Origin of the sequence: Vibrio harveyi (genome assembly GCF_030060435.1) — a bacterium.
Classification (GTDB): Bacteria; Pseudomonadota; Gammaproteobacteria; order Enterobacterales; family Vibrionaceae; genus Vibrio; species Vibrio harveyi.
In genome coordinates, this window is sequence record NZ_CP125877.1 from 75,053 (window position 1) to 98,645 (window position 23,593).

At 42.8% G+C, this 23,593-nt stretch carries 24 protein-coding genes; 21 read left to right on the plus strand and 3 right to left on the minus strand.

Translation table 11 applies throughout. The features are described from left to right. Positions 1-457 precede the first annotated feature (457 nt). Positions 458-1,012 carry a conjugative transfer protein MobI(A/C) gene (gene mobI, locus QMY49_RS26780; RefSeq protein WP_046224254.1) on the plus strand — a complete coding sequence of 185 codons (555 nt, stop codon included), beginning with the start codon at positions 458-460 and terminating at the stop codon, positions 1,010-1,012. Positions 1,013-1,036: 24 nt separating this feature from the next. Continuing rightward, on the plus strand, positions 1,037-1,327 hold the full coding sequence (locus QMY49_RS26785) for a hypothetical protein (protein ID WP_283317035.1): 291 nt from the start codon (positions 1,037-1,039) through the stop codon (positions 1,325-1,327). Positions 1,328-2,184: 857 nt separating this feature from the next. Here QMY49_RS26785 and QMY49_RS26790 read toward each other — a convergent pair. Further along, positions 2,185-2,646: a hypothetical protein gene (locus tag QMY49_RS26790; RefSeq protein WP_181388111.1), complete on the minus strand. Its 462-nt coding sequence runs from the start codon at positions 2,644-2,646 to the stop codon at positions 2,185-2,187. Between the two features lie 361 nt (positions 2,647-3,007). On the opposite strand from QMY49_RS26790, the gene QMY49_RS26795 reads away from it, so the two are divergent. The 12 genes from QMY49_RS26795 to QMY49_RS26850 all read left to right on the plus strand — a co-directional run bounded on the left by QMY49_RS26795 (position 3,008) and on the right by QMY49_RS26850 (position 12,473). Continuing rightward, complete coding sequence (locus QMY49_RS26795; RefSeq protein WP_041154789.1) at positions 3,008-3,859, plus strand: hypothetical protein; 852 nt, start codon at positions 3,008-3,010, stop codon at positions 3,857-3,859. Positions 3,860-3,913: 54 nt separating this feature from the next. Continuing rightward, entirely contained in the window at positions 3,914-4,303 is a 390-nt protein-coding gene (locus QMY49_RS26800; protein ID WP_053309118.1) for a hypothetical protein, read from the plus strand. Further along, positions 4,293-4,697 (plus strand): hypothetical protein, encoded by a 405-nt coding sequence (locus QMY49_RS26805; RefSeq protein WP_014386847.1) that lies wholly within the window; start codon positions 4,293-4,295, stop codon positions 4,695-4,697. Before QMY49_RS26800 ends, QMY49_RS26805 begins: the two co-directional genes overlap by 11 nt. A gap of 776 nt (positions 4,698-5,473) precedes the next feature. Then, positions 5,474-5,947, plus strand: coding sequence for a hypothetical protein (locus QMY49_RS26810; protein WP_014386849.1), 474 nt, complete (start codon positions 5,474-5,476; stop codon positions 5,945-5,947). Between the two features lie 10 nt (positions 5,948-5,957). Then, positions 5,958-6,251, plus strand: a complete 294-nt coding sequence (locus tag QMY49_RS26815) for a hypothetical protein (RefSeq protein WP_014386850.1) — start codon at positions 5,958-5,960, stop codon at positions 6,249-6,251. A 5-nt stretch (positions 6,252-6,256) separates the two neighbouring features. Continuing rightward, entirely contained in the window at positions 6,257-7,387 is a 1,131-nt protein-coding gene (locus QMY49_RS26820) for a hypothetical protein (RefSeq protein WP_014386851.1), read from the plus strand. A gap of 2 nt (positions 7,388-7,389) precedes the next feature. Beyond that, on the plus strand, positions 7,390-8,352 hold the full coding sequence (gene sppA / locus QMY49_RS26825; RefSeq protein WP_014386852.1) for a signal peptide peptidase SppA: 963 nt from the start codon (positions 7,390-7,392) through the stop codon (positions 8,350-8,352). A gap of 12 nt (positions 8,353-8,364) precedes the next feature. Beyond that, the gene (locus QMY49_RS26830) at positions 8,365-9,240 is read left to right on the plus strand and encodes a DsbA family protein (RefSeq protein ID WP_032073044.1); all 876 of its coding nucleotides are present in this window, start codon (positions 8,365-8,367) and stop codon (positions 9,238-9,240) included. An 18-nt stretch (positions 9,241-9,258) separates the two neighbouring features. Continuing rightward, a complete protein-coding gene (locus tag QMY49_RS26835; protein ID WP_273979404.1) occupies positions 9,259-10,833 on the plus strand; it encodes a hypothetical protein in 1,575 nt (524 codons plus the stop codon). Positions 10,834-11,018: 185 nt separating this feature from the next. Continuing rightward, positions 11,019-11,441: a hypothetical protein gene (locus QMY49_RS26840; protein WP_017086025.1), complete on the plus strand. Its 423-nt coding sequence runs from the start codon at positions 11,019-11,021 to the stop codon at positions 11,439-11,441. A gap of 10 nt (positions 11,442-11,451) precedes the next feature. After that, positions 11,452-11,961, plus strand: coding sequence for a thermonuclease family protein (locus tag QMY49_RS26845; RefSeq protein ID WP_041154785.1), 510 nt, complete (start codon positions 11,452-11,454; stop codon positions 11,959-11,961). Next, the gene (locus tag QMY49_RS26850; RefSeq protein WP_283316869.1) at positions 11,958-12,473 is read left to right on the plus strand and encodes a hypothetical protein; all 516 of its coding nucleotides are present in this window, start codon (positions 11,958-11,960) and stop codon (positions 12,471-12,473) included. The genes QMY49_RS26845 and QMY49_RS26850 overlap by 4 nt, the downstream gene beginning before the upstream one ends. A 4-nt stretch (positions 12,474-12,477) precedes the next feature. Here the strand turns inward: QMY49_RS26850 and QMY49_RS26855 are convergent, their stop codons facing one another. Beyond that, a complete protein-coding gene (locus QMY49_RS26855; protein WP_014386858.1) occupies positions 12,478-12,753 on the minus strand; it encodes a hypothetical protein in 276 nt (91 codons plus the stop codon). A 379-nt stretch (positions 12,754-13,132) separates the two neighbouring features. Between QMY49_RS26855 and QMY49_RS26860 the strand changes: the two genes are divergently transcribed. The 3 genes from QMY49_RS26860 to QMY49_RS26870 all read left to right on the plus strand — a co-directional run bounded on the left by QMY49_RS26860 (position 13,133) and on the right by QMY49_RS26870 (position 15,309). Continuing rightward, entirely contained in the window at positions 13,133-14,386 is a 1,254-nt protein-coding gene (locus QMY49_RS26860; protein WP_079877060.1) for a DNA-methyltransferase, read from the plus strand. Between the two features lie 25 nt (positions 14,387-14,411). Next, positions 14,412-14,654: a hypothetical protein gene (locus QMY49_RS26865; RefSeq protein WP_283316878.1), complete on the plus strand. Its 243-nt coding sequence runs from the start codon at positions 14,412-14,414 to the stop codon at positions 14,652-14,654. A 211-nt stretch (positions 14,655-14,865) separates the two neighbouring features. Next, positions 14,866-15,309, plus strand: coding sequence for a hypothetical protein (locus tag QMY49_RS26870; RefSeq protein WP_014386862.1), 444 nt, complete (start codon positions 14,866-14,868; stop codon positions 15,307-15,309). 209 nt (positions 15,310-15,518) lie between these two features. Here the strand turns inward: QMY49_RS26870 and QMY49_RS26875 are convergent, their stop codons facing one another. Continuing rightward, a complete protein-coding gene (locus tag QMY49_RS26875) occupies positions 15,519-15,893 on the minus strand; it encodes a hypothetical protein (protein WP_053309124.1) in 375 nt (124 codons plus the stop codon). 349 nt (positions 15,894-16,242) lie between these two features. On the opposite strand from QMY49_RS26875, the gene QMY49_RS26880 reads away from it, so the two are divergent. From QMY49_RS26880 to QMY49_RS26895, 4 genes are all read left to right on the plus strand, one after another. Continuing rightward, positions 16,243-17,352 carry a hypothetical protein gene (locus QMY49_RS26880; protein WP_096443377.1) on the plus strand — a complete coding sequence of 370 codons (1,110 nt, stop codon included), beginning with the start codon at positions 16,243-16,245 and terminating at the stop codon, positions 17,350-17,352. Next, positions 17,349-18,428, plus strand: a complete 1,080-nt coding sequence (locus QMY49_RS26885; protein ID WP_096443379.1) for an AAA family ATPase — start codon at positions 17,349-17,351, stop codon at positions 18,426-18,428. Before QMY49_RS26880 ends, QMY49_RS26885 begins: the two co-directional genes overlap by 4 nt. A gap of 536 nt (positions 18,429-18,964) precedes the next feature. Further along, positions 18,965-23,176, plus strand: a complete 4,212-nt coding sequence (locus QMY49_RS26890; RefSeq protein ID WP_283316885.1) for an RHS repeat-associated core domain-containing protein — start codon at positions 18,965-18,967, stop codon at positions 23,174-23,176. Continuing rightward, a complete protein-coding gene (locus QMY49_RS26895) occupies positions 23,154-23,585 on the plus strand; it encodes a hypothetical protein (protein WP_258520763.1) in 432 nt (143 codons plus the stop codon). Before QMY49_RS26890 ends, QMY49_RS26895 begins: the two co-directional genes overlap by 23 nt. Positions 23,586-23,593 lie beyond the last annotated feature (8 nt).

Consider the following 23,593-nt stretch of genomic DNA (forward strand, 5'->3'; position numbering starts at 1 on the left):
AAATCAAAAAGTAATCACAAGATGGCTTTTAGATGCAATTCAGCCGATGAGAGACAATTTACATCACTACATTTACCAAGACCGCCTCCACAATTGCCCAAAAGGGGCGTTTAGATTGCTTTTCGATTAAAAAACGAAAAAAAAGCAACAGTCGAAGCATTTGCTCAAGACTCTTTAATAACTTCGCTGGTGAATAGTGAAATATTTATGAGTAGAAATCCTATATCTATCTGGATAAAACAGACACATAATCATAAAGAGTGCAATATCTAGGATATTGATAGCCAATTATCCAGATAGATAGAGCGTTGACAAAATTAATTCACGAGCTATCGTAAGAGAGTACTTATCTGTCTGGATAAAAGAGTTAAATCCTCCAGATAGATAGGTATTTGGATAGGAATTGGTTAGGAATTTTGCTATTAGCCACGCTAAAGCCAGCTCAGGAGCCTAAGAAATGAGTACGGATAAAATCAGTAAGAAGGCAAATATAGACTGGGATCTTTTGTTAGATCCCAAAAATGAGGATGAAAGATCTGAACTGTACCTTGATGACATTGAAGCAATATCAAGAGACTTTGTTCTAGAGATACAAACCGCACTAGAGCAAGAGATGAAAGTTCTTATCGTTGAAGCAAAGAAAAGAGCAGACGTACATTGGGCATCAAACAGAATAGCCAGAGAAGAAGAGGACGAAAATAATCAATGGCGATTCGGAACGAGGGCAAGAATGAATGGAAGAAGCCTATCTGCCGAATGGTTTTTAAACCGTTTCAAGCCAGATCCAAAGGGGGGTAAATCCCAAGTGTATTCAACATACCTCAAGAAAGGGACAGGCAATCAATACGACTTGTCAGCATTCAAAAAAGCTACTGACGATGAGTTCAAGTCCATAAAAATGACCGAAGAATACTACGCAGTGCTAAGACAACGCTCAAATGTACTAATGAAGATCCGTAGGCTTCTGAATGACTACGAAAAACTTATTGATAAGCGAAAGGTTGAACTATAAGAACAATGAACCAAGGAGACCAACATGAATTCTGTATCAGCTACTGAAATGGCAAAATTAGGCAAATGTGAAAAAATGATCAAACGATCACGAGTGAGTAAAAGGATCAACGAGAGAGCGCCTAGAAAGCTCTCTACCGCTTTTAACGGAACCAGTGATACATTGCGAGGTGAATTTGCTCACTTCTCCTATGAGAGCGCCACACAGCGCTTTATGACAGACAAACAAGTTAAATGCCGTCGTGTGCTGCAACTATGTTTAAGCGGTGCGTTCGCTATGGGATTGCTATCACTAGTAGCTTTATACGCAAGTTAAGCAAGGATAATTTGCACTCACAAGACACAGAGCAATTGGCGTTCGTACAAAACTTATCCACTTTTTCTGTGGATAAAAACATCATTTGTCACCTCACAACAAACCTTACTGATACACAGAATTTGCACGTTGTTAAGAGCCGCATTGAGACACAGCAAAGGCTTTAATGTCAGAGTCGAAATAATGACTTATAGCCTATCAGCTTGCCTCCATTAGGTGATCACCACCAAACACAACGCTGCCCTCTACAAATCACCAATCGGATACCAAACATGATTGCCAGGTAAAATTCGAACGAGAGCCTTAATAATGACGCACCAGAACATAGCGTGATAAAACGCAAATGACGCACCAGAACACACCAATCCAATTAACATACAAACCCGATCAGTTAACCGATCACACCTTATGTCTATGAATCAGTATCAAACCTACCCCAAAACCAAATTAGGGAGCTCTACCAATTAGCAACCTAAATACTCCAACAGTGCAGGTCCTAGAATAAACGAAACTACTTGCTGGTCTTGCGTTAATCCAGAAAATCAATGTGTACACTTGCCTTGCGGCCAGTTCAGAAGTCCGATTCTCAAGCATTGCGAGCTTTATTACCTTTGCAAACGTGGTATCCAGCTCACTATCGCCATACGATGAACGTCATAAAAAATCATGCAGATATGAATGTCTTGAAGATACCGAAGGCTTTATGTAATGCTTGGTACTACCTAGTTGTGTTTCCTTCGGTCCATAGGAACTGCTTTGGTGAAAGCAAAGAAGATAAATAGCACTAGAGGCTAATCAATGAATTAGAACCCGGTTTGGTGATGTTTCCGAGCACCGAAATAACATCACGCATCGAATCAAGACCGGATAGACAACTCAGAACCATTACTCGCCATAACCTCCACAATACCAAACAGAGCTAACGAAAGAACAAACACTCCAGCAAGCAGTAACATAAAGTACCCTATCTCTTTGACTGCGAACTTGAGAGCTGACGACAGAGAGACCTGTTTGCCGGAAATCTTTGAGTAACCCCACTGAAATGCCAGGAACGAAGCTAGGCCGCAAAACGCAACTATACCTGCAACAACCAGAGGTTGTTCTATCAAAACATCCTTATTCAGAAAGCCTTTTGAAATCGCTACTGAGAACAATCTGCCAATCAAAAAACCAGCCCCCACAGCCACTCCACTGCGAATTAAGACGACCTTAAAAGACTGGGAATAACTTAGCGTTGTTCCGTTAGTACGCCGAGAAGTGTATTGCACCACCAGCGTGGATATAGCTAATCCAAAGAAAGTAATAACGACAAATTCCATACAAGGCTCTCCAAGCCAATTCTGAGCGTCCAATAAAAAGCATAGGACACTGATTTTCTTTAATCGACCGTACTGACATTTACTTTAACCAGCCGTGAATTAGTGTATTGCATCATCTTTATAAGGTCATATAATGAGCTTAAAAGGCAACCCGAAAACGGACTTGGCTTTTCAACGTGAGATATCGAAAAGCAACCCAAAGACAACATTTAGATTGAATGATGGGTATGCATAAAAATAGATTGAATGCCGTCAAGAAAAGCAAAGTGCCTTTAAGGTAGTGTTTTGATAGATAAGGTAAAGTTGCATTGTTCACTAAAGGAACACAAAAGCAACCTAAAAACAACTTAGGAGTTAGGTAATGATAAATGGAAAACTAATAGGTTTAGGCGTGTCAATAATGTCAGTAATAATGACTGGTTGTGCGTCAACCTCCCAACCAGTGTCATACGATGAATCACACAGTCGTGCATATAACATCGCGCAGGCTGGTGGATTGTACGATGTAAGTGACAAATACGTCCCAAGAGAGAATTACGAGTCTTTGCAATTTGCAGGCAGCGCTGCGACAAACTCTCTTTTGTTTACCTCCTCCTTCGGCGCGAACCTAGATTTAACATCAGGGTTAGGATTGGGGCTTGTCACCTCTCTTTTAGAGCAGCCCGACACAGCATCCAGAAACAGCGTAATTGCATGGATGCCAAAGTCCGAAGCGTCATCCACCAAAAATGCTCAAGAAAAACTTTTGTTTGAAATGAAAACGGCCATTGAGTCAACGCTAGAAGAAATGGGATTAGAGTATGAAGCAACAAATGGCAATTCCGAACGCAAAGTAGAGTTCTACTTTCACAGTGAAGAATACGGTTGCCCCATATACAAACCAGGCATGACAAATGTAGATCTCTGCTACATAGCAACCGAAGTCTTTGAGCCCCGCGAAGCAAAGGCCCCTAGCTTTGTCGGAGTCGATGAAATTGATTCGTATGCTTTTGAATCAAACCACAGTGTTTACTACAACCGATTCCGAGTTACTCCAGGTAAAGGTAGCCATGTCCCAAGCGACAAAATATATTCACTTGTAAGCGGAAAACTTCCCTCTTGGGCTTATGTTTACGTAGCATCTGGGAACATACAGGTAGGTGAATCTAAAGTTAAAACGCCTTATATACTCGACAATGGCGAACCTCTATTGTTCATACACCCAGAGAACTAATTAGCTCTCCCCAAGCATTTTGCTTAGGGAGATTGCCTTTTTCAGGAGGTAGACATGCAGCAGCAGAAAGAACAAATTACACGCTCAACAATTTCATATAGAAACAAAAGAGCCAAAGAACAAATCCAGCACATACTCCAACTTGCCGAAAGGATTACCTCTGACGTCGAAAAGGAAAAACGAGAGTCCATGCATTTGTGTTTATGTTGCTATTACGCTCGTTCTCAACGAATAGGAGGAGCTGCGATAACATCAAAACCTTGTGGTGTTTGCGAAGAAACAATGCAGTTCGGCTCAACTGCTACTGATGCAGTCTGCGACAGCTGTGCAAAGGAACAGGGGTTATGTAAACAGTGCGGAGCAGACATTGAATTGGCGGAAAGAAGAAAGCCGTACCCTTTTGAGAATGAGATAAATAAAAAGGAAATTTCAAATGATCAATGAGGAATGGTTTTCTGAGTTAGAAACAGTTCTATTTGTGTTGGAGGACTGTCAGGTTGACTGTGATGGAATGACTTATCTAGTAAGCCATCTTCTGAAACAAGCCAACGTTGAACACTGTTGCATGTTCGGCTATGTAACAGAAAAGTCGTCAGGAGACGTAGTAACCCCTCATTGCTGGATTACATTGCCAGGAGACTACATCGTTGATCTCAGACTTAGAATGTGGCTTGGGGATTTCGATCATATTCCCCACGGCGTATTTAAATCAAGCTGCACACCAGATATCGTCTACGAAGGAAAAGGGCTAAGAGACTCAAATTTGGATGTAGACACCTTAGATATGATGTCTGACGGTAGACTTTCACATGTGAAAGTCCCCTCTTTGCTTCACTAGTGCTCCACCAGCTGCAATAGCCCCTTCTACACGGGGCTCTTCCCTGCCCTAAAAGTCCTTCACGCTACCCCTTCCCTCATACCGAACCTAAATGCTTAGTACTTTCTAAGTGGCTACGTGACAAATATTTAAAGAACTATATAATGATACTATAAAGTAATCGAGAGTATCTTATGAATATAGTCTTGTTGTTAGTTTCACTGATTGTCGCTCCATTTCTAATTGCCAAAGTAGACCTATGGCGGAAAAAGCATTTGCATGAGGTGCTCAGCTGGTGGAGTGAAGAAAACATGCCAAAAGAGTTAAGAAACGCAACTCTGTTTCTTTGTGAAGAAGATGTGGCAACAACACTACCTGTACCTCTGCATGGAAGAGTTGATCAGGTTTTTTTATCAAAAAAGAAAGTCCTTATCCCTCTGGATACCAAGTTAAGGAAAGATAACAGGATCTTTGAATCGGATGTAATCCAGCTATCTGTATACCGAGTGATTCTTAAAAATCAATACAACTTAGAGGTATCCGATTACGGGTACGTTAGAACGGTTGTCCCACAGCCCGACGGAAAGAACAAGGTTCGTTACATCAGAACAAAGTTACTGAATGAAAAAAAAGTCGTCTCTCTCTACTACAAATATCAGGCTATTAGGCAAGGACTAATAAAGACGTCCTGTTCGTGTGAGGGATTGTTTCATTGAGTTCTCAGTTGCCCTTATTGGGCATGTTGCCGTGAGAAGCTTTTGCTGTTTATCCGTTACTCTCATGGCAAAGGAGGGCTTATGCCATTAACAAGAATCAATAAAGCAATGATGTTGCTGATATCTATCGGCGGAGTAATTGCTGGTCTTGCAGGTAAACCTATCGTCGCCTGTACAGCATTAGGGGTAGTTCTTTGGCTTGCGGCCAAGAATGGAGGCTCAAACTCCATCATAGAAATCCGCAAAAAAGCAGCCAAATCAGCGTTCGACAATATGGATCTTGTCATTGATAACAAACGCTGGCTCGGGAAGGATGCAACGGTTGTTAAGGTTTCAAACATCACTGCGGCCAACGAGATAAAAGTGCCTTGGAACCTACAAATTCTTGCTAAATCGGTCAGAGGCACTTGGTTCACTGTAGATATGAGTGTGATTGGGAAAGACCAAATCCTAATCATGGCAATTAATGAGATTGATGAAAGCACAGTCAAGCGTCTGTTAGCGAATGATCACGACTTATACCGTCAATACTTCGGTGAACCAGAGTTGGCGTAAGGAGCGAAATGTGGAAAGAACTCAAACACCAGAAAAAAGTGAAGAAAACCTTAGTAACAAGCCATTGAATCAAGCTGGCTATGCTCAATGCCTGTTTATCCTTATCCAATCAGTGCTTTTCCCTGAGCTTGGCGCTGGTGGAGCAATGATCGCTGCCTTATGTGCAATGATGCCTTGGATGGTTATGTACGCTAAAAAAATGCCAGCACGAGTATTCGGTATGGTCATGGCATCCCTACTGCTAACCCCCTTCTATTCAATGCTATGCCTATTTGTCTTGAAGGTCATTGGAGTTGGAGTGTAGTGCGCATGGATCTATTGGCCCCATTCCTAATATCCGACTTGGAGAGACATGGCGCGAGTCAAGAGCTTATTCGTAATGCACAAAGCTTAAAACACTCGGCTTTCCGTTATAAACAAAAAGATATTGAAGAGCTGTCCAGAAAGCTTGGTATAGAAAGCCAGGAGTTGATGGATGGGCATGTTCAATATATGACTTCAAGATTCACGAGGAAAATGAGCGGCATCATTTCATCATACCTAATGAAAGATACCGGACATTTCGCTATTCAATGTACAGAGCTTTGCCGAGAAGCAGAAGCACTTAGCCTTAAACGCAACCGCGAAGGAAAGCTGGTTCCGTATAGTGCAGCAAATGCTGTGGCTGTTGATCGAATGCTTGATGTCGTCATAGCCAGGGCAACGGAGCTTAAAAATAGAATAGCGGATGAGTTCTTCAACGCAGAAACTAGCTCTGTCTTCATAGAACAAAGAGAAGCTGGCACATTTTGCCCAGAAAAAAAGACTAAAAAACGTAAAGCAAGGCGAAGAAAGAGTTCACCTATTTACGTCAAAGGAAAGCCCTACGCTAGTTTAACCGAACTGGCCCAACAAACTGGTAAAGCAGAAAGGACTCTCTATTCAAGGATTAGGGATAAAGGGCTGTTAAAAGCCTACCAAACCAACACTATGACAGATGAGAACTGGAACTCAGTCTTATCTGAACCACCAGCTCCAAACAAGGGCCCAAAGGCGGCCAACAAACCTATCACCTATAAAGGTGATTCCTACCCCACGTTAAACCATCTGGCCGAAGCCGCTAACTTAACGTACTCGGCTCTCTACCAGAGACTTCGACATCGAGAATTATTGGAAAAGGCACGATGTAACGAGCTTTCAGATATGGACTGGGAAAAGGTACTCAACGCTATTCCCCCTAATCGAAAAGCCGATGTTGAAATTGTGATAAATGGCAAGGGATACCCTTCCGTTGCGGCAGTCGCTACTAATTTCGGGTTAGCGGAATCCACGTTATCAGAGAGGTTAAAACAAGCCGACAAACTTGAATTAGCGAAAGAGAACAAATTAACCGAGGAAGAATGGGAGCTGTTTCTGGTTCCACCTCACCCAGGTCGAAAACAAACCACAACTAAGGAATAAACATGAGTGAAAACAATAAACCAGAAGCATGGGAAAAAGACATGATTAAAGATCTGGTCTTTACCCTCCATAAGGAACAGGTAAAAGACAGAAGATGGCGAAGAGGGATTCAGTTGATTCGCTCCCTTGGCTTTGTCCTTATGATAGTTGCATTTCTAACCGTAGCTTCAAATCCAGGAGGACTACCTTGGCAGACATCCAAAGCTGACACTCCACATGTTGCATTCATTAATATCAAAGGAGAAATCGCTGCGGGTTCACTTGCAGATGAAGATCATCTAATACCTTCCATTCAGGCTGCTTTCAAAAATCCCCATGCAAAAGCTGTCGTTCTACGAATAAACAGTCCTGGTGGAAGCCCTGTGCAAGCAGGTCGAATATACGAAGAGATTCAAGCTCAAAAAGCAGAATACCCAGAAAAACAAGTTATCGCTGTAATTGATGATATCGGTGCATCTGGTGGCTATTACATCGCCGTGGCCGCAGACAAAATTTATGCGGACAAAGCAAGTATGGTTGGCTCTATTGGTGTCATCAGTTCTGGCTTCGGATTTACCGGGCTCATGGAAAAATTGGGTATTGAAAGACGAGCTATAACATCTGGTGAAAACAAAGCTTTGTTAGACCCATTCTCCCCTCTTTCAGAAGAGATAACTAGCTTCTGGAAGGAAGTGCTATCGAAAACCCACCAGCAGTTCATCGAGCGAGTAAAAGAGAGCCGTGGTGAACGACTCAAAGCCGATCCAAAAGTGTTCTCTGGATTGATCTGGAATGGAGAGCAAGCACTTGAGATTGGGTTAATTGATGGTTTAGGAAGCCTACACTCTATTTCTCGCAATGTTATAGAAGAAACAAACCTCGTTGATTACTCACCAAGTGAAGACATCGTTAAGCGCTTAACACAACGCGCAAAAATGGAAGCTTCAACCCTGATTCATGAATTGGCAACTGTAAAAGTTTACTAAGGGCAAAATGTAATGTCAGAACAAACCACACCACAACAACAAAAATCATTCAGTCCAATGCAGAAAAAGCTACTGGCCGTTGGTGCTGCTATGACCCTAATTTTGGGAGCGTCTGTCGCTACAGTGGGATATCAAATTTACCAGACCAAAGAGTTGCTCATTCAAGAGCGCGATTCTCTCCAGTCGAAGATTACTCAACTAGAAAGTGACTATCGCTTTAAATCAGAAGAGCGCTTTAACAATGCAGTTCAAAAAGCACTGGAACATTTCGTTCAACAGAAACGCGAACAGGATATTCAGGCTAAATACGCAAAATACGAATCAGCTCCCGAACAAGTGCCTGACGATAAACGCATATATGGAAACCTGAACGCTCGATTCACGCTGGTGGAATTTTCTGACCTGGAGTGTCCGTTCTGCAAAAAATTCCACGACACACCAAAAGAAGTGGTGGATGCAAGTAACGGGAATATCAACTGGCAATGGAAACATCTGCCATTGAGTTTTCATAACCCAGCGGCAGAAAAAGAAGCGTTAGCAGCGGAATGTGTTGCTGAACAAAAAGGCAACCGTGGATTCTGGGTGTTCTTAGACGAAGTATTTGCCAAATCACAAGGCAATGGTGGTGGAGTGCCTAATTTGGCAGAAGTTATTGAGAGTGTTGGTGCCGATGCTTCCCTAGTTCGAGAGTGTTTAGCTTCTGGCCGTTACGACCTGAAAATAGCAGCAGATGTGAAGCAAGCTACTGAAAATGGCATTTCAGGTACACCAGCGACTTTCATCGTAGATAACCAAACTGGGAAAACTCAGCTTATTCGTGGGGCACAGCCATCACAAGCTATCGCGGCCATCATTCGAAAAATGATGATTGAATCCGAAAACAACTAACAACAGAGGATGTAATTGATGTTAAGAAGAACAGCTTTAGCAGCTGCTCTACTATCAGTGTTGGCAGGATGTGGTGGTTCCAGTGGAGGCACTGGAACTACTTCCAATGGCAATGGTAGTGAAAGCAATAACCAAGACAACTCAACAGAAACAACAACGGTCGCTAAGCGAGAATGGCAAAAAGAAGTGTTACTGAGTTCTCCAACAAGAGATGCAACACTTCCTGTCATCCAGCTACAAAACGAAAATGGTTCGGCTGTTCTATACAGTGCCTGGGTCGAAGAAGCCAACAATGGCAAACCGGATGAGCTATATGCTTCTGTAGCCCCTATCGAAGACTATGCGAATGGCAATGTACCTAACAAAGTCAAGATAAGTGCCGATATTGGTGAAATACTAAGATCAGACTGGCAACCATTCATTGTCGATGAAAACCACTACAAGAGCTCTGTTCAAATGAGCCTTTCAAATCATGGTAATGCCTATATTACATGGGTACAGAGAGACAATAGTAACAACCAGAAACTGAACGTTTCCTATTACGACGCAACAACACAAGAATGGTCCCCACCATTAGAAGTTGATCATGTACTTATGACTGACGCGGCAGCTACGAATGAGGAAAGTCGAGTAAAAATCACCGACAACACCCTCTTCACTGACCCGTCAGGACAAAGCATCGTTATCTGGCAAACTCCGATTTTTGGCTCCGATACAAATGCATTGGAAATAGCCTGGTTAAGCAACGACGGCACAAAAGCCAATATCATTGCAACGACAGAACTTTCGAGAAATATAAAAACAAACAGTGACGGTGAAGTTAAAAGTGCTATCTCGATACATTCAGTAGAAACTTCTCCTGGCGTACTTGAAATCCTAAGTATCGAAAAGGGCGCTGATGATGAAAATGATGTCCTAGCCAAACATACCGTCAAACTTGGTCCCTTCAATACGCCTGTAGTGGAACGCAGCGTTATTGATGATGATGGAGTCAAGAGTGGTTTAGCATCTATCAACACTAACCTTACTAGCTATGCGCTATGGTCTGAAAGCCGAGGGTCAGGTTCTTCTGACCTAATCGGCGTAACATGGCGTAATGACAATAATGGTTACTCTCCTATCTCAGGCATTCCCAATATAAGTGCCGATGCAGGGCAAGCTAGCTTAACCAGTACCAATGGAGATGTTCATGCTGTGTGGCGTCAACGCGACAATGTTGTTGGCAATACCATCAGAACAGAGAAGCTAATGTTTGCCACATTAGAACAATCCATAGCAAGTAACGTCACAGAGCTCAATTCAAACGGTGCTATATATCCACGTTTGTTTTCTGGAAATGACGACAAGTTATATACAACTTGGAATGGCGAGTACTTCCATATCAAAGAGGCATACATCGAATCTGGAGATATCCATTGGCAAGAAACATATCGTCCATCCTGTGACCCAACAACAGCGATTGATGACCTCTTGTGTGGTCTAGGTGTGCGGGAACGGTACAGCGCGATGGTCGATGGAGATTATGGTGCAATGTCATGGCTGAAAGATGTAAATGGCACAAAGTCAGTATTTATCTCTATCAGCACAAATTGACTTTCACATGTGAAAGCGGCCCCAGCAATTGGGGCCTTTTTGATTGGAGACTACTAAGTCCCCATCCAAAAAGGGCTTCTGGTTCAACGATGACAGTATCCGTCACAGCTATGGATCGGAATTAAATGAAAAAACAACCTAAAAACAACTTTCACATGTGAAAGTGGAATAGGTAAGGAGTGAAAATGAAACCACAAATGATGATAAAAATGGCAGCAGCCTACATGATGGCATCAGCTGTAATTTGGAGTGCTGGAGTATGGTTACTAGAACTACCCTCGCCTCTTGGTACTCAAACATGGACGACGTGGTTGGGAGGTCCAATTTTAGTTCTAGTATGCGCATCTTTCATTTCGTACTTGCTTGTAACCTATCACTCAACTGGATTGCTCTTCACTAAAATTTGGATGCTGTGCAATGTCTGCTTGTCTGGGTACAGCCTATTCATGACGTTCAATGATCTAATGCTGGCTGGTGGATGTTTAGCGATTCTCTTAGGGTCTCTTTGGTTCTTGAAGGAACTGGAGCGACCAGAAATGAAAGGGGCCTATACCGCTATTTCGGCATTACACAAACAAATGTGGAATGCTCTATCAGGACAACAGTAAGGAATTAATCATGCTTAAAAAAATTCTAACTACCACCCTTCTCTACTTCGTTTTTAATGCACCAATTATGGCTGAAACCTTTTATGGGAAGGTGGTACGAGTCAGCGATGGTGACACTATAAAAGTCCTCACAGATGCCTCATGCACTGGCACCTATCAGTGTACCGATGGTAAAAAAGAACACCGTATTAGACTTGCAGAAATCGACACACCCGAGTCGAAACAACCCTGGGGAAAGAAAGCAAAACAAGCCCTTCTTTCTATAGTGGGTGGGAAAGTCGTTCGTGTAGAACAAACCGACGTTGATCGTTATGGCCGCATTGTTGGTCATATCTACGTCGATGATTTGTGGGTAAACGGACAACTGGTAAAAACGGGTAACGCATGGGTATACAGGCGGTATGCAAAAAGCACTGAACTGTTTTCTTACGAGCAAGAGGCAAAACAGAATGGGGTAGGCTTATGGGCATTGCCGGAGGCAGAAAGAATGCCACCTTGGGAATGGAGACGTAAAAAGTGAAACTATCCATTAACAACCAACTGGGTAGGGATGTAAGCACATTGGCTTTGAATGTATTTGGTATTTTTGTCTATATCAGCCTGATCCGGATATACCTCCACCAGCTGACGCTTCCAGAGCCACTACTTTTTGCTCTTATGTTCTCCCTTGTATTCAATATCTACTATGAGTTTAAAGCGGGGATATCCCGCTTAACCCATGTAAGAATACTGTGTACCATCATTATCTTTTGTGTTGCGGCATTCCTTGCCCAAGAGATTAGAGGTGTCTATCTAACAACTATGACCGAACTTACAAACTACGAGAACGCAGAAGAACTCATAGGGCAAGAGTACTTAAAAGCTGCTCAAAATAGAGTTGTTGGTTACGGTGGGTGTTTTGCAGTTGGTTTGGTAACGGCGAGAATATTGCTCTACAAAATCTTAGTTAACGTGGCAAGTAGAGTTTTGGTATTGCCTAACTATCGCGGTAACGTTTGTCCAATGTGCCAGCAACCGACACAAATCCACTAAATCCTCAGCCGACTTTCACATGTGAAAGTCGGTACTTCATCATATCACCTGACGATAGAAGCCCTTTCTCCACAAAGCATTTCATCAAAGACATACTCAAAAAAAATCGCTCTCGCTCACTAAGGATCAAAATGTTGGCGTTATGCATTTCACGATATGCAATTACCGTCATCATACTTGCTTCAAGCGGTTCTGCTTGGCCTATTACTGCTTTAATGTCTGGCAGGCTATCTAGATCCACGCCAGGCACAGCTTCGTGCAGTGTATTTAATTTAAACACTAATATTTACCCAATAAATAAGTTGCTTTCAAAGGTTCACGATAAGTAATAGTTAATATAGTAGATCTTATCAATGAACATAAAATGTTCTGTCAGAACATCGCAAGGATCTCATTATAGATAAAGAAGATCCAACTCGCACTTTCACATGTGAAAGTCTGTGGCATAAGTTGGCAGGAATCTCATATTTTACAAAACGTTACCCTAGCTAAGTCGCCATAAACTCAACAATGAATCACTTTAAAGAGCTCCCATTATCCAATTAGTTCAATTCCATCGAAGAGATATACCAACATCTCTACAGGATTTAGATGTTGCCATTTTATTTAAAGAACTATAAAATGATTCTATGAATTATTAATATTGGTCTGGAGCATAAATGAAACCAAACATGCAGGGGCAGCTGGAGCTTTTCCATGTGGAAGAAGCTTATGCACAAGCTGATGGTCCAATGACCAATGCAGAGCTATATGCGAAGGTAGCGAGTATAGCCGGGCTATCAGAGGCTGAAATCAATAGTAAAGCCGAAATCGGCAAAGCCAAGGCACAACACAGCCCTATCAAAAGAAAAATCCGTTGGTTTCAGCAAACATTAAAGTCCATGAATATCATCCAAAAAGTGGACGGTGAGCGTGGCGTATGGAAGCTGGCAAACAAAAATAAAAAAGGGCTTCATGAAGCAATGGGCGAAGTCAAGCTTGTCGCATATTCAACAAATCTAGGCATCGCTATTTGGGGAAATAGCAAAAAGGTATTCACAGAGCTTGGAGAACCAATCCACCTTTGTGTGACATCCCCTCCGTATCCTTTAAAAATCGAGCGTGGGTATGGGAATGTTAGTGAACAGGCATGGGTGGACTTTATCACCGAGTCTTTGGAACCAATTGTAGAAAACTTGGTGCCAGGGGGTTCTGTGGTACTCAACGTGAGTAACGACATTTTTGAAAGTAAACGCCCTTCGCGTTCAACTTACCTTGAACGTATGGTCTTAGCTCTAAATGATCGATTAGGGCTTTCATTAATGGACCGTTGGCCCTGGATAAACACATCCAAGCCACCAGCTCCAACCCAATGGGCTTGCGTTAACCGTATGCAGCTTTGTTCCGCGTGGGAACCTGTTTACTGGTTTACGAACGATCCAGACCGAGTTCGCTCTGATAACCGAAGAGTTTTGGTAGAGCACACTGAGCAACATAAGAAATTACTCGAACAAGGGGGCGATAGTCGTATCGCTACTTACGGTGATGGTGCTTACCGATTAAGAGGGAATGCCTTTTCCAATAAAACGCAAGGCAAGATCCCTAAAAACATAATCCAACGAGGTCATCGCTGTGCTGATACATCAGCCGTAAGGAAGATAGCCAAGGAATTGGGTTTACCACCACACCCTGCAATGTTTCCTACAGACATTCCATCATTCGCTATTGAATTCCTAACCAATGAAGATGAGCTGGTGGTTGATCTCTTTTCTGGTAGCAATAAAACCGGACTGGCAGCGGAGAGAGCGGGGCGACGTTGGGTTGCATGTGACTTAATTTTAGAGTACGTGCGAACACAAGCTGAGTTGTTTAGCTCGTTTGCTGGCTTTTGGATGAATCCTGCTTTGGCCTGTGTCGGTCGAAGTGTTAAATAAACTCGTGATTACTGGAGAGTACATTATGAACAAACCTTCAAATACACCAAGCACACTGGTTGTATCCATGCTTTGTATTTTAGTCCTGGCTCTAGAGTTTGCTGCTGTAACCCATTTGACTGGTTCTACTTCACCTTTAGATTGGGATCGCATCACGCTTATCACCGTTGCTTATTTAGCCGCAAGTACCATCTTAGGTGCCACATTTTGCTTGGTTAAAAGCAAGTTGCGTTTCAATACTCTGCAACATCAAAAAAATCTGGGATAGCAAGAATGCCAGGTCAATGCGATAAAGCAGGACTAAGCCGTTGGTGCAATAACCAGGATGTTCGACAGGTTCAGCTACGTAGCCAGGCTGCTGGTGTATTTGGTACGAACGAGTTCAAAGGGCCTGTCGTATATATGTGTAGTGAGTGTAGAAAGTCTAATAGAGGGTCTTTCAAGTTCTACACGCAAATCGAACCACAAGGAGCGAAATAGTGCAAAACCATAAAGAACAACTGTTCGAACTTATTAAGAACTCAGACAAGAAGTTTCTGGGAAACTGTTACCCTGAATACGGACAGATAGTAATCAGAGGGGCTGCTATGGGTGCGCCTTATGATTTCGACCATGCTGTTGGTTATATCGTTCAAGTACGAGAGAAGCGTGGCGCATATGGCTCTGAACAATATCTTGTTCGTCATCCAAATGGAGAGCTACACACACATGAAAACCAATCCTTCTGGCTACTAAACGAAGAGCATCAAGAGCAAGCTTTAGCTTTATTTGCCCAAAAGCCAACAGAAGAGGGGGGCGATACTGTTTACACGGTAGCCGAAGGTTTTCCAGAGTCCGGCTATATCATTCCTTTTAAAGAAGGTGCGCCAAAGAGCGAAAATCAGCATCTAACTATGGCAATTACTATCACGGAGAACAAATAGAATGGACCCTAAAAAGAAAGAGCTTGCGGAAATGTTCATTCAGAGTTGTATTGAGCAAGGCTTAACTATGGACGAGTCAGCTGAATTGTCAGCTCATATACTCATATCAGCTGTTAGTGCAAACGGGAAAAGTCATACGAGAATCGAGATTGCCAATCTCGGCTCAGTGGAAGTTGAATGCTAAGGGCTCTAGGAGGCAAGGATGGCTCCTAGAGAATGGCAAATCCATTGCCAGCGATATCAAAGTGTTTGTTCTTCATCACCAGACCAGAAGAAGGATTAACTATAAACCGTTGCTTTTTAATAGCAGGAGTATTTGGAACGCGCTTGATTGAAGCTGTGGCCGAAAAAACAACAAACGCCAAAAGAGCAACTACGGCAACCTGCCATGAAAAGTAAGCTACGCCAGACCAAAAGACTACCGCTACTACTGCATTTTTATGAACAAGCCTAAGCAGAGGCATCAACCAGAAAACAACCGCTACGCTGATTACAGCTAAACCCCATTGATTACCGTTTGTTTCAATCATAGCAACGCCAAGAAGAATCACTGCTAAAGCAACTAGGTTAAGTACGTGTCTCATTTTTCTTCTCCTTAATTCAACCTGGAAAGCTATCTCGGCATCACCGTCAAGCCCTCATTCAATTCAACTTACACTTCTATAATATCATGGAATTAAAAAATGCAACCGTGACCAAAAATCACGATCAGCCCACTTTCACATGTGAAAGTCTTATGTAGCAATGCCTAAGAGCGTGATCTAGCTTTTCCTAAAATTAAGGTATGGTCGAACATTTCCTAAAATTAAGCTATAACGTGAAATGTAAAGCGTTCTATTGTCCTTTTTTAAGGTATAAATCACATAGCCAGAGGTTGTTTTCCTCTTTTTAAGCTATATGGTATGCTTCGAAAAAACATCACGGTATTAAAATATGAGTGACACTACAGAAAACTTGGAGGGGTATTTTCCGGCTGAAATAGTCAATGAAGCGTTTGGTAGTAGGCCATCTACCACAACGCTAATGGACTGCATTTTCTTGCCAGGAAGAGTTCCACGAGATTTGGTAGCAAGGATCAGTGGTAACAAGGCTGAACTTGAGCAACAGCTACTTGCACAAAAGCCTCTTCTTTCCACCAGCTTGTCAAAGCCATACTGGAAGAAGGGGACTAATAAACGTGAATTCGATGCCGTTAGAATCGACGTATACAGTGCTGTCTGCTTGGCCGATGACAGACATCTACTGGAAGGGATCGTTAGTGTAGGGGGGATGTACGTAGACCTATCAGGCTTAACGCTTCGCCAGGCTATTGAGCTCGCGCAGATTAATGTCGAACTGGATAAGTTGTCACACCAATACCACAACCTTCTCGATACAAAAATGTTTAGTGGGGTATACGACTACTTCCTTTGTGACTTCACAACACTGTTTGAGTTCTTGAACCTGAAAAATCAAAAGGCCAACAAGAACACAGTAATGACAAGACTTCAAAGGCTATCACAAATGTTACTGGTCTTGGATTACGAGAAGGATGGTGAAACGCTACCTCACTACCACACGCGAATGAAGCTGGTGGACAGCAACTACATTCCATTGCTGGTTCTGGATGGGATTAAAAATAAAGGATCTATCAGGGCAGATACGATCACTCACTTCATAGTTGGAGTGCATAAGACTTTCACTGCGTCTTTGCGACAAGAGGGAGCTATTAGCCGGAAACGTTTTTTAAAAGTCTACCCGCAGCTAACGGGCAAACATGCTATTACTGACTTCTGTAAATATATTGATGCTCATAAGCGTGAATATGTACATGGTAAGTATCTGAGTCACCTTATTAAAGATTACTATGCCAACAAGGTTAGAGTGTCTAAACAGCATCTGAGTCGCCATATCAATAACACTATGGCCGAAGTCATTTTGAAAAAGGATGTGTTATTGCGGGATTTCCGATTGCTACTCCAAGAGAAAGTACGTGACGATGGTAAGCAAGATATTATGTTGTTGTACCTGGGCGATGAAGAGAAAGAAGAGGTAACGACATGACAACAACACTCCACAATGAGGATGTTATCGCTCTAAGCGAAGAAGACATTAATGAAAGTTTAGCCAATTCCAACAAAGAACAGATTTTGAAAGGTTTGTTTCGAGGCAGTGTCGGATTTCTGATCGCTCCACCTGATTCTGGTAAGAGCTATTTGTCTTTATCAATAGCTTATGAGATGGCTTTGCCAGAGTACCCATTAATTGGTGTACGGGATGGGGAAAACAAAGTGCTTAGAACTTTGATATGGCCGATCGAAGATTCCTTGCCCGGAACACTTCCGCGTATCAAAGCACATTTGACTGAGTTCTCCACCAGCATCAAAGACCGATTAAAATCGAGCATTGGGATATACAAGCATTCTGATCCAATTTGTAGTTCAGGCTCATCTAAACATACTAAAGAGTGGGAAGAAGCATCCAGAGCACTGGAAAAACTTATTGCCACGGCCAAAGGGTACGACTTGGTAGTTATAGATACATTGCGTGATGCAATTGGCTCAGCTGACGTGGTAGATGATGACTATTACATCAGAATTGCTTTGGAGAGGCTTGCCAATGAAGCGAATGTCGCGGTTCTTGTTGTTCACCATCCGACAAAAGATGTGAGCAGAGGAAAGGAGATAATCAACAGCGTCTCTGGCTCTGGTTTATCTTCCACTCTCTCAAAGTCAAAACTTCATCTGTATTTAGATCAGTTGATAGACAAGAAAGATGGAACGGTACAAGAGACCCGCTTGCGTCATATCAAAGCTAACTATGTGCCTTTTGACCAACAGTGGAGAAAACCGATAAGGCTGCACTGGAGTAACAATTCACTATTACATGTTGATCAAGAAGTGGTTCATCAACTAAGAAACGATCAACTTGACGGTGACGGTGAGAAAAAAGTTGAAGTCGATAAGCCAATTAAAAGACGGTTATCGCGCCTTTCAGAAGAGCCGGGGTTGATACAGCGAGATGACTCTCTTTTATCTGAGGAATCAAAGCGCTTGGCCCAACAAACCACTCACGGCCCATTTGGCGGCGGCATGGCATCTGAGCTCTCCGAACTTCGTACAATTAAACCTTCCAAGTAATCCAATTCCTTAAATTAAGCTATTGCTTTAACGCCTTTTTCCTAAAATTAAGCTATACACACGGTTTAAGGCGTTTCCTAAAATTAAGCTTAAATATAGACATATTTCCTAAAATTAAGCTATGTAATAGAGAGTAACTTCCTAATATTAAGCCTTAATTTCCTAAATTTAAGCTTTAGCTTACAGAAACAAAGCTTAAATTTGGGAAATTTCCTGATATTAAGCTACCTAACACGCTGCATGATCTTATGATCCTATGGATCTATATATGATCAGTAGCGTTCACCGCTGATGCGGCTTCGCTGATCACTCAACTTCGTTTCACTGCTATGAGCAGTAAAACAAAGTCGAGCGATTCAATTAAAACCCGCTTCCATATTAGCCATTGTTTCATGTCTGTATGCGCCCGTATAGGGCAGTTAAGCATGAAGTTAATCTCTTTGATTAAGTTGATAATAGAGTCCGTGTAGAAAGTAATTAATGGACTTTAGAAACCAGTGGATCATTTTCATACTAACTTAATCGCAAGAGCTTGTTTGTTAGCACTTATAGTTCCTAGTGCTGTTTCTGCTCAGTGGCGTATCAATGCCAGTGGTAGTTCAGAAATTGATGAAATGAGATTTGATCTCCCAGAACAAGCGCATGAATTTTTAAGGGACTATAGAATTAACGAGCTCGCAAGCACTCACAGCTATGTGAGTGAAAAGCTATACCCGAGTGAAACGTATAGTGATGGAAGACTAATCTCATGGCTATGTATGCATCGTAGTGATGCTCCTGGTAGTTATGATCCTGACACTTGTTACTTTGGAGCTCTCTCTGGAACTACACTGACAAAATTCATAATTCCTGGGGAGATGACTGATTCACCACTTCTCAATAGAGATCTTGGTAAACCAGAAACAGAACTGTGCGTTGGAAACCCTATCAACCTAGCTACTGGTAATAAATATCAGCAAGAAACCGATTATGTAAGCGCTGGTATGGAGCCTCTTGTATTCACAAGACATTACAACAGCCAGTTAGCTTTGAGTGGTAAACAAAGCGATGTTGGTATTGGATGGAGCCACAACTATTCAAACAAAGTGATTTTTGACAAAGAAAGTCACGGAGAGAATATGGTTGTCTTGCATCGGCCAGATGGGAAAGAGTTAGCATTCTACCGGACAAATGCGGTTTGGATGCCAACATGGAAAAGTGATGATCGGTTATACAAAGATTCTGGTTGGAGATATCAGAGAGCTGATGGTGTTGTCGAACTATATGATAGTAATGGTCAGTTGATACGTATTGTTCATCCATCGGGAAATGAGCTGGATCTGAATTATACCAACGGTAAGTTAGACTCTGTTTCTGACAGTTTTGGCCGGACTTTAAGGTTTAGTTACGATCAAGGGAAGATCATAAAGATGATCGACCCTGCTGGACAAACCTTCTCTTACGATTATTCGAATGAATTGTTAGTTGCAGTGCATAAACCGGATACCAATCAGCGACGTTACCACTATGAAGACAGTTTAAACCCAAGCCTTTTGACTGGCCTTACGGATGAAAAGGGAAGCAGATTTGCTACGTGGTCTTATGATCCTTCGGGTCGCGCTGTTCTTAGCGAACATAGCAGTGGTGTTGATAGGACAAGTGTTACATACAACCCTGATGGCTCGGTTACGGTAACGAATGCTCTAGGTCACGAACAACATTATCTGTTTAGTCGTTATAACGGAAAACTAAAGCCTGACAGTATACAGGGTGCTGCATGTACTGGTTTTGCTGGTGGTACGAAGTCGTTTGGCTACGATGCCAACGGTGAGTTGAAGTCAATTATCAATGAAGAAGGCCAATCATTCTCTTACCAATATGACCAAAGAGGACTTGAAATTTCGAGGACAAGCTCGACTGGTGATACGATCACAACACAATGGCATTCAGAGTTCCCAAAACCAACCAAAATTACATCGTCATACTTGGTCCAAGAATTTACCTATGACGACCGCCAGCGGCTGTTAACGCTTAAATTGATTGACCGAACCAACTCAGATGTCAGGCAGTGGGCATTTGAATATTATCCAGACTCTCTTGGTGTTCCTGGACAACTGAAATCAGTGGATGGTCCACGGGTGGATGTTGATGATGTAACGCGCTTTGAATACGACGCTCAAGCCAACCTAAGCCGTGTTATCAACTCTCTTGGGCACGTAGTGTCATTTGACAATTACGATGCTCATGGAAGGGCTCAGAGCCTCACAGATGCCAATGGAGTAAGCTACTCGCTTAACTACAACACGTTAGGTCAATTGATTTCGTCTACTGGTCCAGATGGAACTACATTGTACTCTTACGATGAATCAGGACTCTTGGTATCTATCACCTTACCAACCAATAGCACTTTCACTTATGAGTACGATGCTGCTCAGCAGCTGATGGCCGTGATTGATGCAAATGGAAATCGACAAAGTATCAATCGAGATTCACTAGGAAATATTGAGCAAGTTGAGCTGAAAGATAACAGTGGTATTGCTCACTGGAAGCAGCTGCATAGTTACACTTTGAATGGTTGGCTTTCATCAACAACAAATGGAACGGGAAATGTTTATACTTATTCCTATGACAAGACAGCCAACCTGACGGGCAAAGTTGACCCTTCTGGAAATGCTTATGCCTACCGTTATGATGGTTTCAGCAACCTGCTCCAATCAATTGACCCTGTTAACCGCGCCACTGCAATGCAGTATAACGATAATGCCTTAGTAACGAGAGTCACTGATCCAAGAGGGCGGAGAACTTACTATTCATACAACGGATATGGCGATGTTCTCTCAGTACAAAGCCCAGACACAGGCACGGCTCATTACACTTATGACAAGGCTGGAAACCTGAGCGGTAAAACAGATGCCAAGGGTCAGGTTTTCACTTATCACTACGACGCGCTTAATCGCCTGTCTTCAATCACTGTGGATGGTCAACCTAATGCTAGTGTGACATTCCGCTACGATGAACCAGAAGCGCTGTATGGGGTAGGGCAGCTTACTTCCATTACAGACGCTTCTGGCGTATCAAAATACAGTTACACAGCCAGTGGTGAGATAGCCAGCCAAGAACTAATTGTGGATGGCCGCACCTTGTTAACCAATTACACCTATGATGGTGCAGGGCAGTTGGCGAGTATCGAGTACCCGAGTGGCCGCAAAGCGGTATATCAGCGAAATGTAGCTGGTGAGGTCATTGGCATTACATTGAATAATGGTGTTAACAGCAGAACATTAGTCTCTGACTTGGTACGGAAACCTTTTGGGCCTGTAACTGATCTGACTCATGGAAATGGGCTTTGGGAAGAGCGCCAGTACGATATGAACTATCAATTGGAGTCTGTACAGGTTGCTGGTGCAATGCACCGCAGTTATCTCTATACGGCCAATAGCAATGTCGATTCAATTACAGACTTAATGGATAGTGGCTATAGCCAAACTTTCTATTACGACAAGCTGAGTCGCTTGATTGATGCTACTGGTGGTTACGGGACCCGAGAGTACACCTACAACTACAACGGCAACCGGACGGCTATCTACCGCGACGGTGTGAAAGATTCGTATAGCATTGTGTTCAACAGCAATCGCCTAACCAAAACAAGTATTGGCTCGATCACCTACAGCTATGATGCAAACGGAAACACGATTGGCCGAGGAACGGATGTCTTTGTCTATGATGCTTTCAATAGATTGACTGAGGCTACGGTCAATGGCGAAACATCAATCTATCACTATAACAGTGCTCATCAACGAGTGAGGAAGTCAGCTGGTGGCGTGGATGTGCTTTATGTTTACGGCCTCGATGGCGAGTTATTGGCCGAGGTGGATGCCGGAACCGGGCAAACCCAGCGCGAATATGTTTGGCTTGACGGCCAGCTGGTGGCTTACCTGGTAGATGGCACTGTTTATCACGTCCATAACGAACATTTGGGTACGCCGCAAGCATTGACCGATGAAAGCGGAGCCACGGTATGGAAAGCCAGTTACTCTCCGTTCGGCAAAGCGACTGTCACGACAGAACAAATCAAATTCAACTTACGTTTCCCCGGCCAGTATTACGACGCTGATACTGGGCTTCACTACAACTGGCATCGCTACTATGACCCAGCACTTGGCCGTTACTTACAATCAGACCGCCTTGGCCTGTTCGATGGGGTGGATACCTATGGGTATGTGCATGGAAATCCTTTGGTATGGAGTGATCCCACCGGGCAGTTTGGTGTAGTAGGTGCTGTCTTGGGAGTCTCTTTAGATCTAGCCTTTCAATTAGTACTGAATGATGGGAACTGGTCTTGTGTCAGCTGGAGCCAAGTCGGTGCGGCAGGTGCCTTTGGAGCAATCGGTGGGGGATTTGCGAGTGGTGCATTCAAGTTGACAAAAGGCTCCATGAAATGGAGTAACGCTGGTAGGCGTTACAGAAGACTACACAATGTCCCTGGGAAGAAAAGTGGTAATCCACATGAGGTTCACCATTGGGCTATCGAAAGGAACAGTAAGATCGGTAAAAGAGTTCCGGACAGTATTAAAAATCACCCTTGGAACCTGAAATCAATACCAGAGTCAGTCCACAAGCGTATTCATGGCAATCATCCTGTTTTACCTAAGTACGATCCGGTAAGTGCATGGTGGCATGGTACGCCAGAATGGGCCAAGGCTGCACAGGTTTCAGCGGGAGCGGGATTAACAAAAGGACTATCAGATGATTGTAAATGCGGTAATTAAGTTTCCTGTAATGCAGATAACCCCAAAATTCATTATGGGGTCAATTCTTAATGAAGGACAGTTGTTGACGGTTGGCGAGCAGAACCTTAGAAAAGGATGTTTTAACGATTGCTACATTGTCGATTCTGATGGCAATAAATTTAAAGTGATCAGTGCTCATATCTCGAAAAGAGAACGGGTATTTAGGTTGTTAAATATATTTCCGTTGTACAGGATTGTTAAGGTTGACATTGAGCTAAGCGATGCAAAAAAAACAGATCTTGATGATTTTAAGAATGAGGTGGTGGCGAAAATCAAAAAAAACAAATGGATGAAATCATCATATGAGTCAGAAAGTGAAGTCTTTCAGCATTTATATGAGGCGAAATCGTTTGAGGATCTTATTTGTAGAGTTGGGATATACAATTGATAATGAAT

Excerpts from the sequence above, each read along its gene's own strand:
- QMY49_RS26835 (WP_273979404.1), top strand. The coding sequence starts at position 9,259 with ATGTTAAGAAGAACAGCTTTAGCAGCTGCTCTACTATCAGTGTTGGCA.
- QMY49_RS26875 (WP_053309124.1), bottom strand. The coding sequence starts at position 15,893 with ATGAGACACGTACTTAACCTAGTTGCTTTAGCAGTGATTCTTCTTGGC.
- QMY49_RS26830 (WP_032073044.1), top strand. The coding sequence starts at position 8,365 with ATGTCAGAACAAACCACACCACAACAACAAAAATCATTCAGTCCAATG.
- sppA (WP_014386852.1), top strand. The coding sequence starts at position 7,390 with ATGAGTGAAAACAATAAACCAGAAGCATGGGAAAAAGACATGATTAAA.
- QMY49_RS26860 (WP_079877060.1), top strand. The coding sequence starts at position 13,133 with ATGAAACCAAACATGCAGGGGCAGCTGGAGCTTTTCCATGTGGAAGAA.
- QMY49_RS26810 (WP_014386849.1), top strand. The coding sequence starts at position 5,474 with ATGCCATTAACAAGAATCAATAAAGCAATGATGTTGCTGATATCTATC.
- QMY49_RS26805 (WP_014386847.1), top strand. The coding sequence starts at position 4,293 with ATGATCAATGAGGAATGGTTTTCTGAGTTAGAAACAGTTCTATTTGTG.
- QMY49_RS26865 (WP_283316878.1), top strand. The coding sequence starts at position 14,412 with ATGAACAAACCTTCAAATACACCAAGCACACTGGTTGTATCCATGCTT.
- QMY49_RS26800 (WP_053309118.1), top strand. The coding sequence starts at position 3,914 with ATGCAGCAGCAGAAAGAACAAATTACACGCTCAACAATTTCATATAGA.
- QMY49_RS26885 (WP_096443379.1), top strand. The coding sequence starts at position 17,349 with ATGACAACAACACTCCACAATGAGGATGTTATCGCTCTAAGCGAAGAA.
- QMY49_RS26785 (WP_283317035.1), top strand. The coding sequence starts at position 1,037 with ATGAATTCTGTATCAGCTACTGAAATGGCAAAATTAGGCAAATGTGAA.
- QMY49_RS26880 (WP_096443377.1), top strand. The coding sequence starts at position 16,243 with ATGAGTGACACTACAGAAAACTTGGAGGGGTATTTTCCGGCTGAAATA.
- QMY49_RS26895 (WP_258520763.1), top strand. The coding sequence starts at position 23,154 with ATGATTGTAAATGCGGTAATTAAGTTTCCTGTAATGCAGATAACCCCA.
- QMY49_RS26820 (WP_014386851.1), top strand. The coding sequence starts at position 6,257 with ATGGATCTATTGGCCCCATTCCTAATATCCGACTTGGAGAGACATGGC.
- QMY49_RS26840 (WP_017086025.1), top strand. The coding sequence starts at position 11,019 with ATGAAACCACAAATGATGATAAAAATGGCAGCAGCCTACATGATGGCA.
- QMY49_RS26845 (WP_041154785.1), top strand. The coding sequence starts at position 11,452 with ATGCTTAAAAAAATTCTAACTACCACCCTTCTCTACTTCGTTTTTAAT.
- QMY49_RS26795 (WP_041154789.1), top strand. The coding sequence starts at position 3,008 with ATGATAAATGGAAAACTAATAGGTTTAGGCGTGTCAATAATGTCAGTA.
- QMY49_RS26790 (WP_181388111.1), bottom strand. The coding sequence starts at position 2,646 with ATGGAATTTGTCGTTATTACTTTCTTTGGATTAGCTATATCCACGCTG.
- mobI (WP_046224254.1), top strand. The coding sequence starts at position 458 with ATGAGTACGGATAAAATCAGTAAGAAGGCAAATATAGACTGGGATCTT.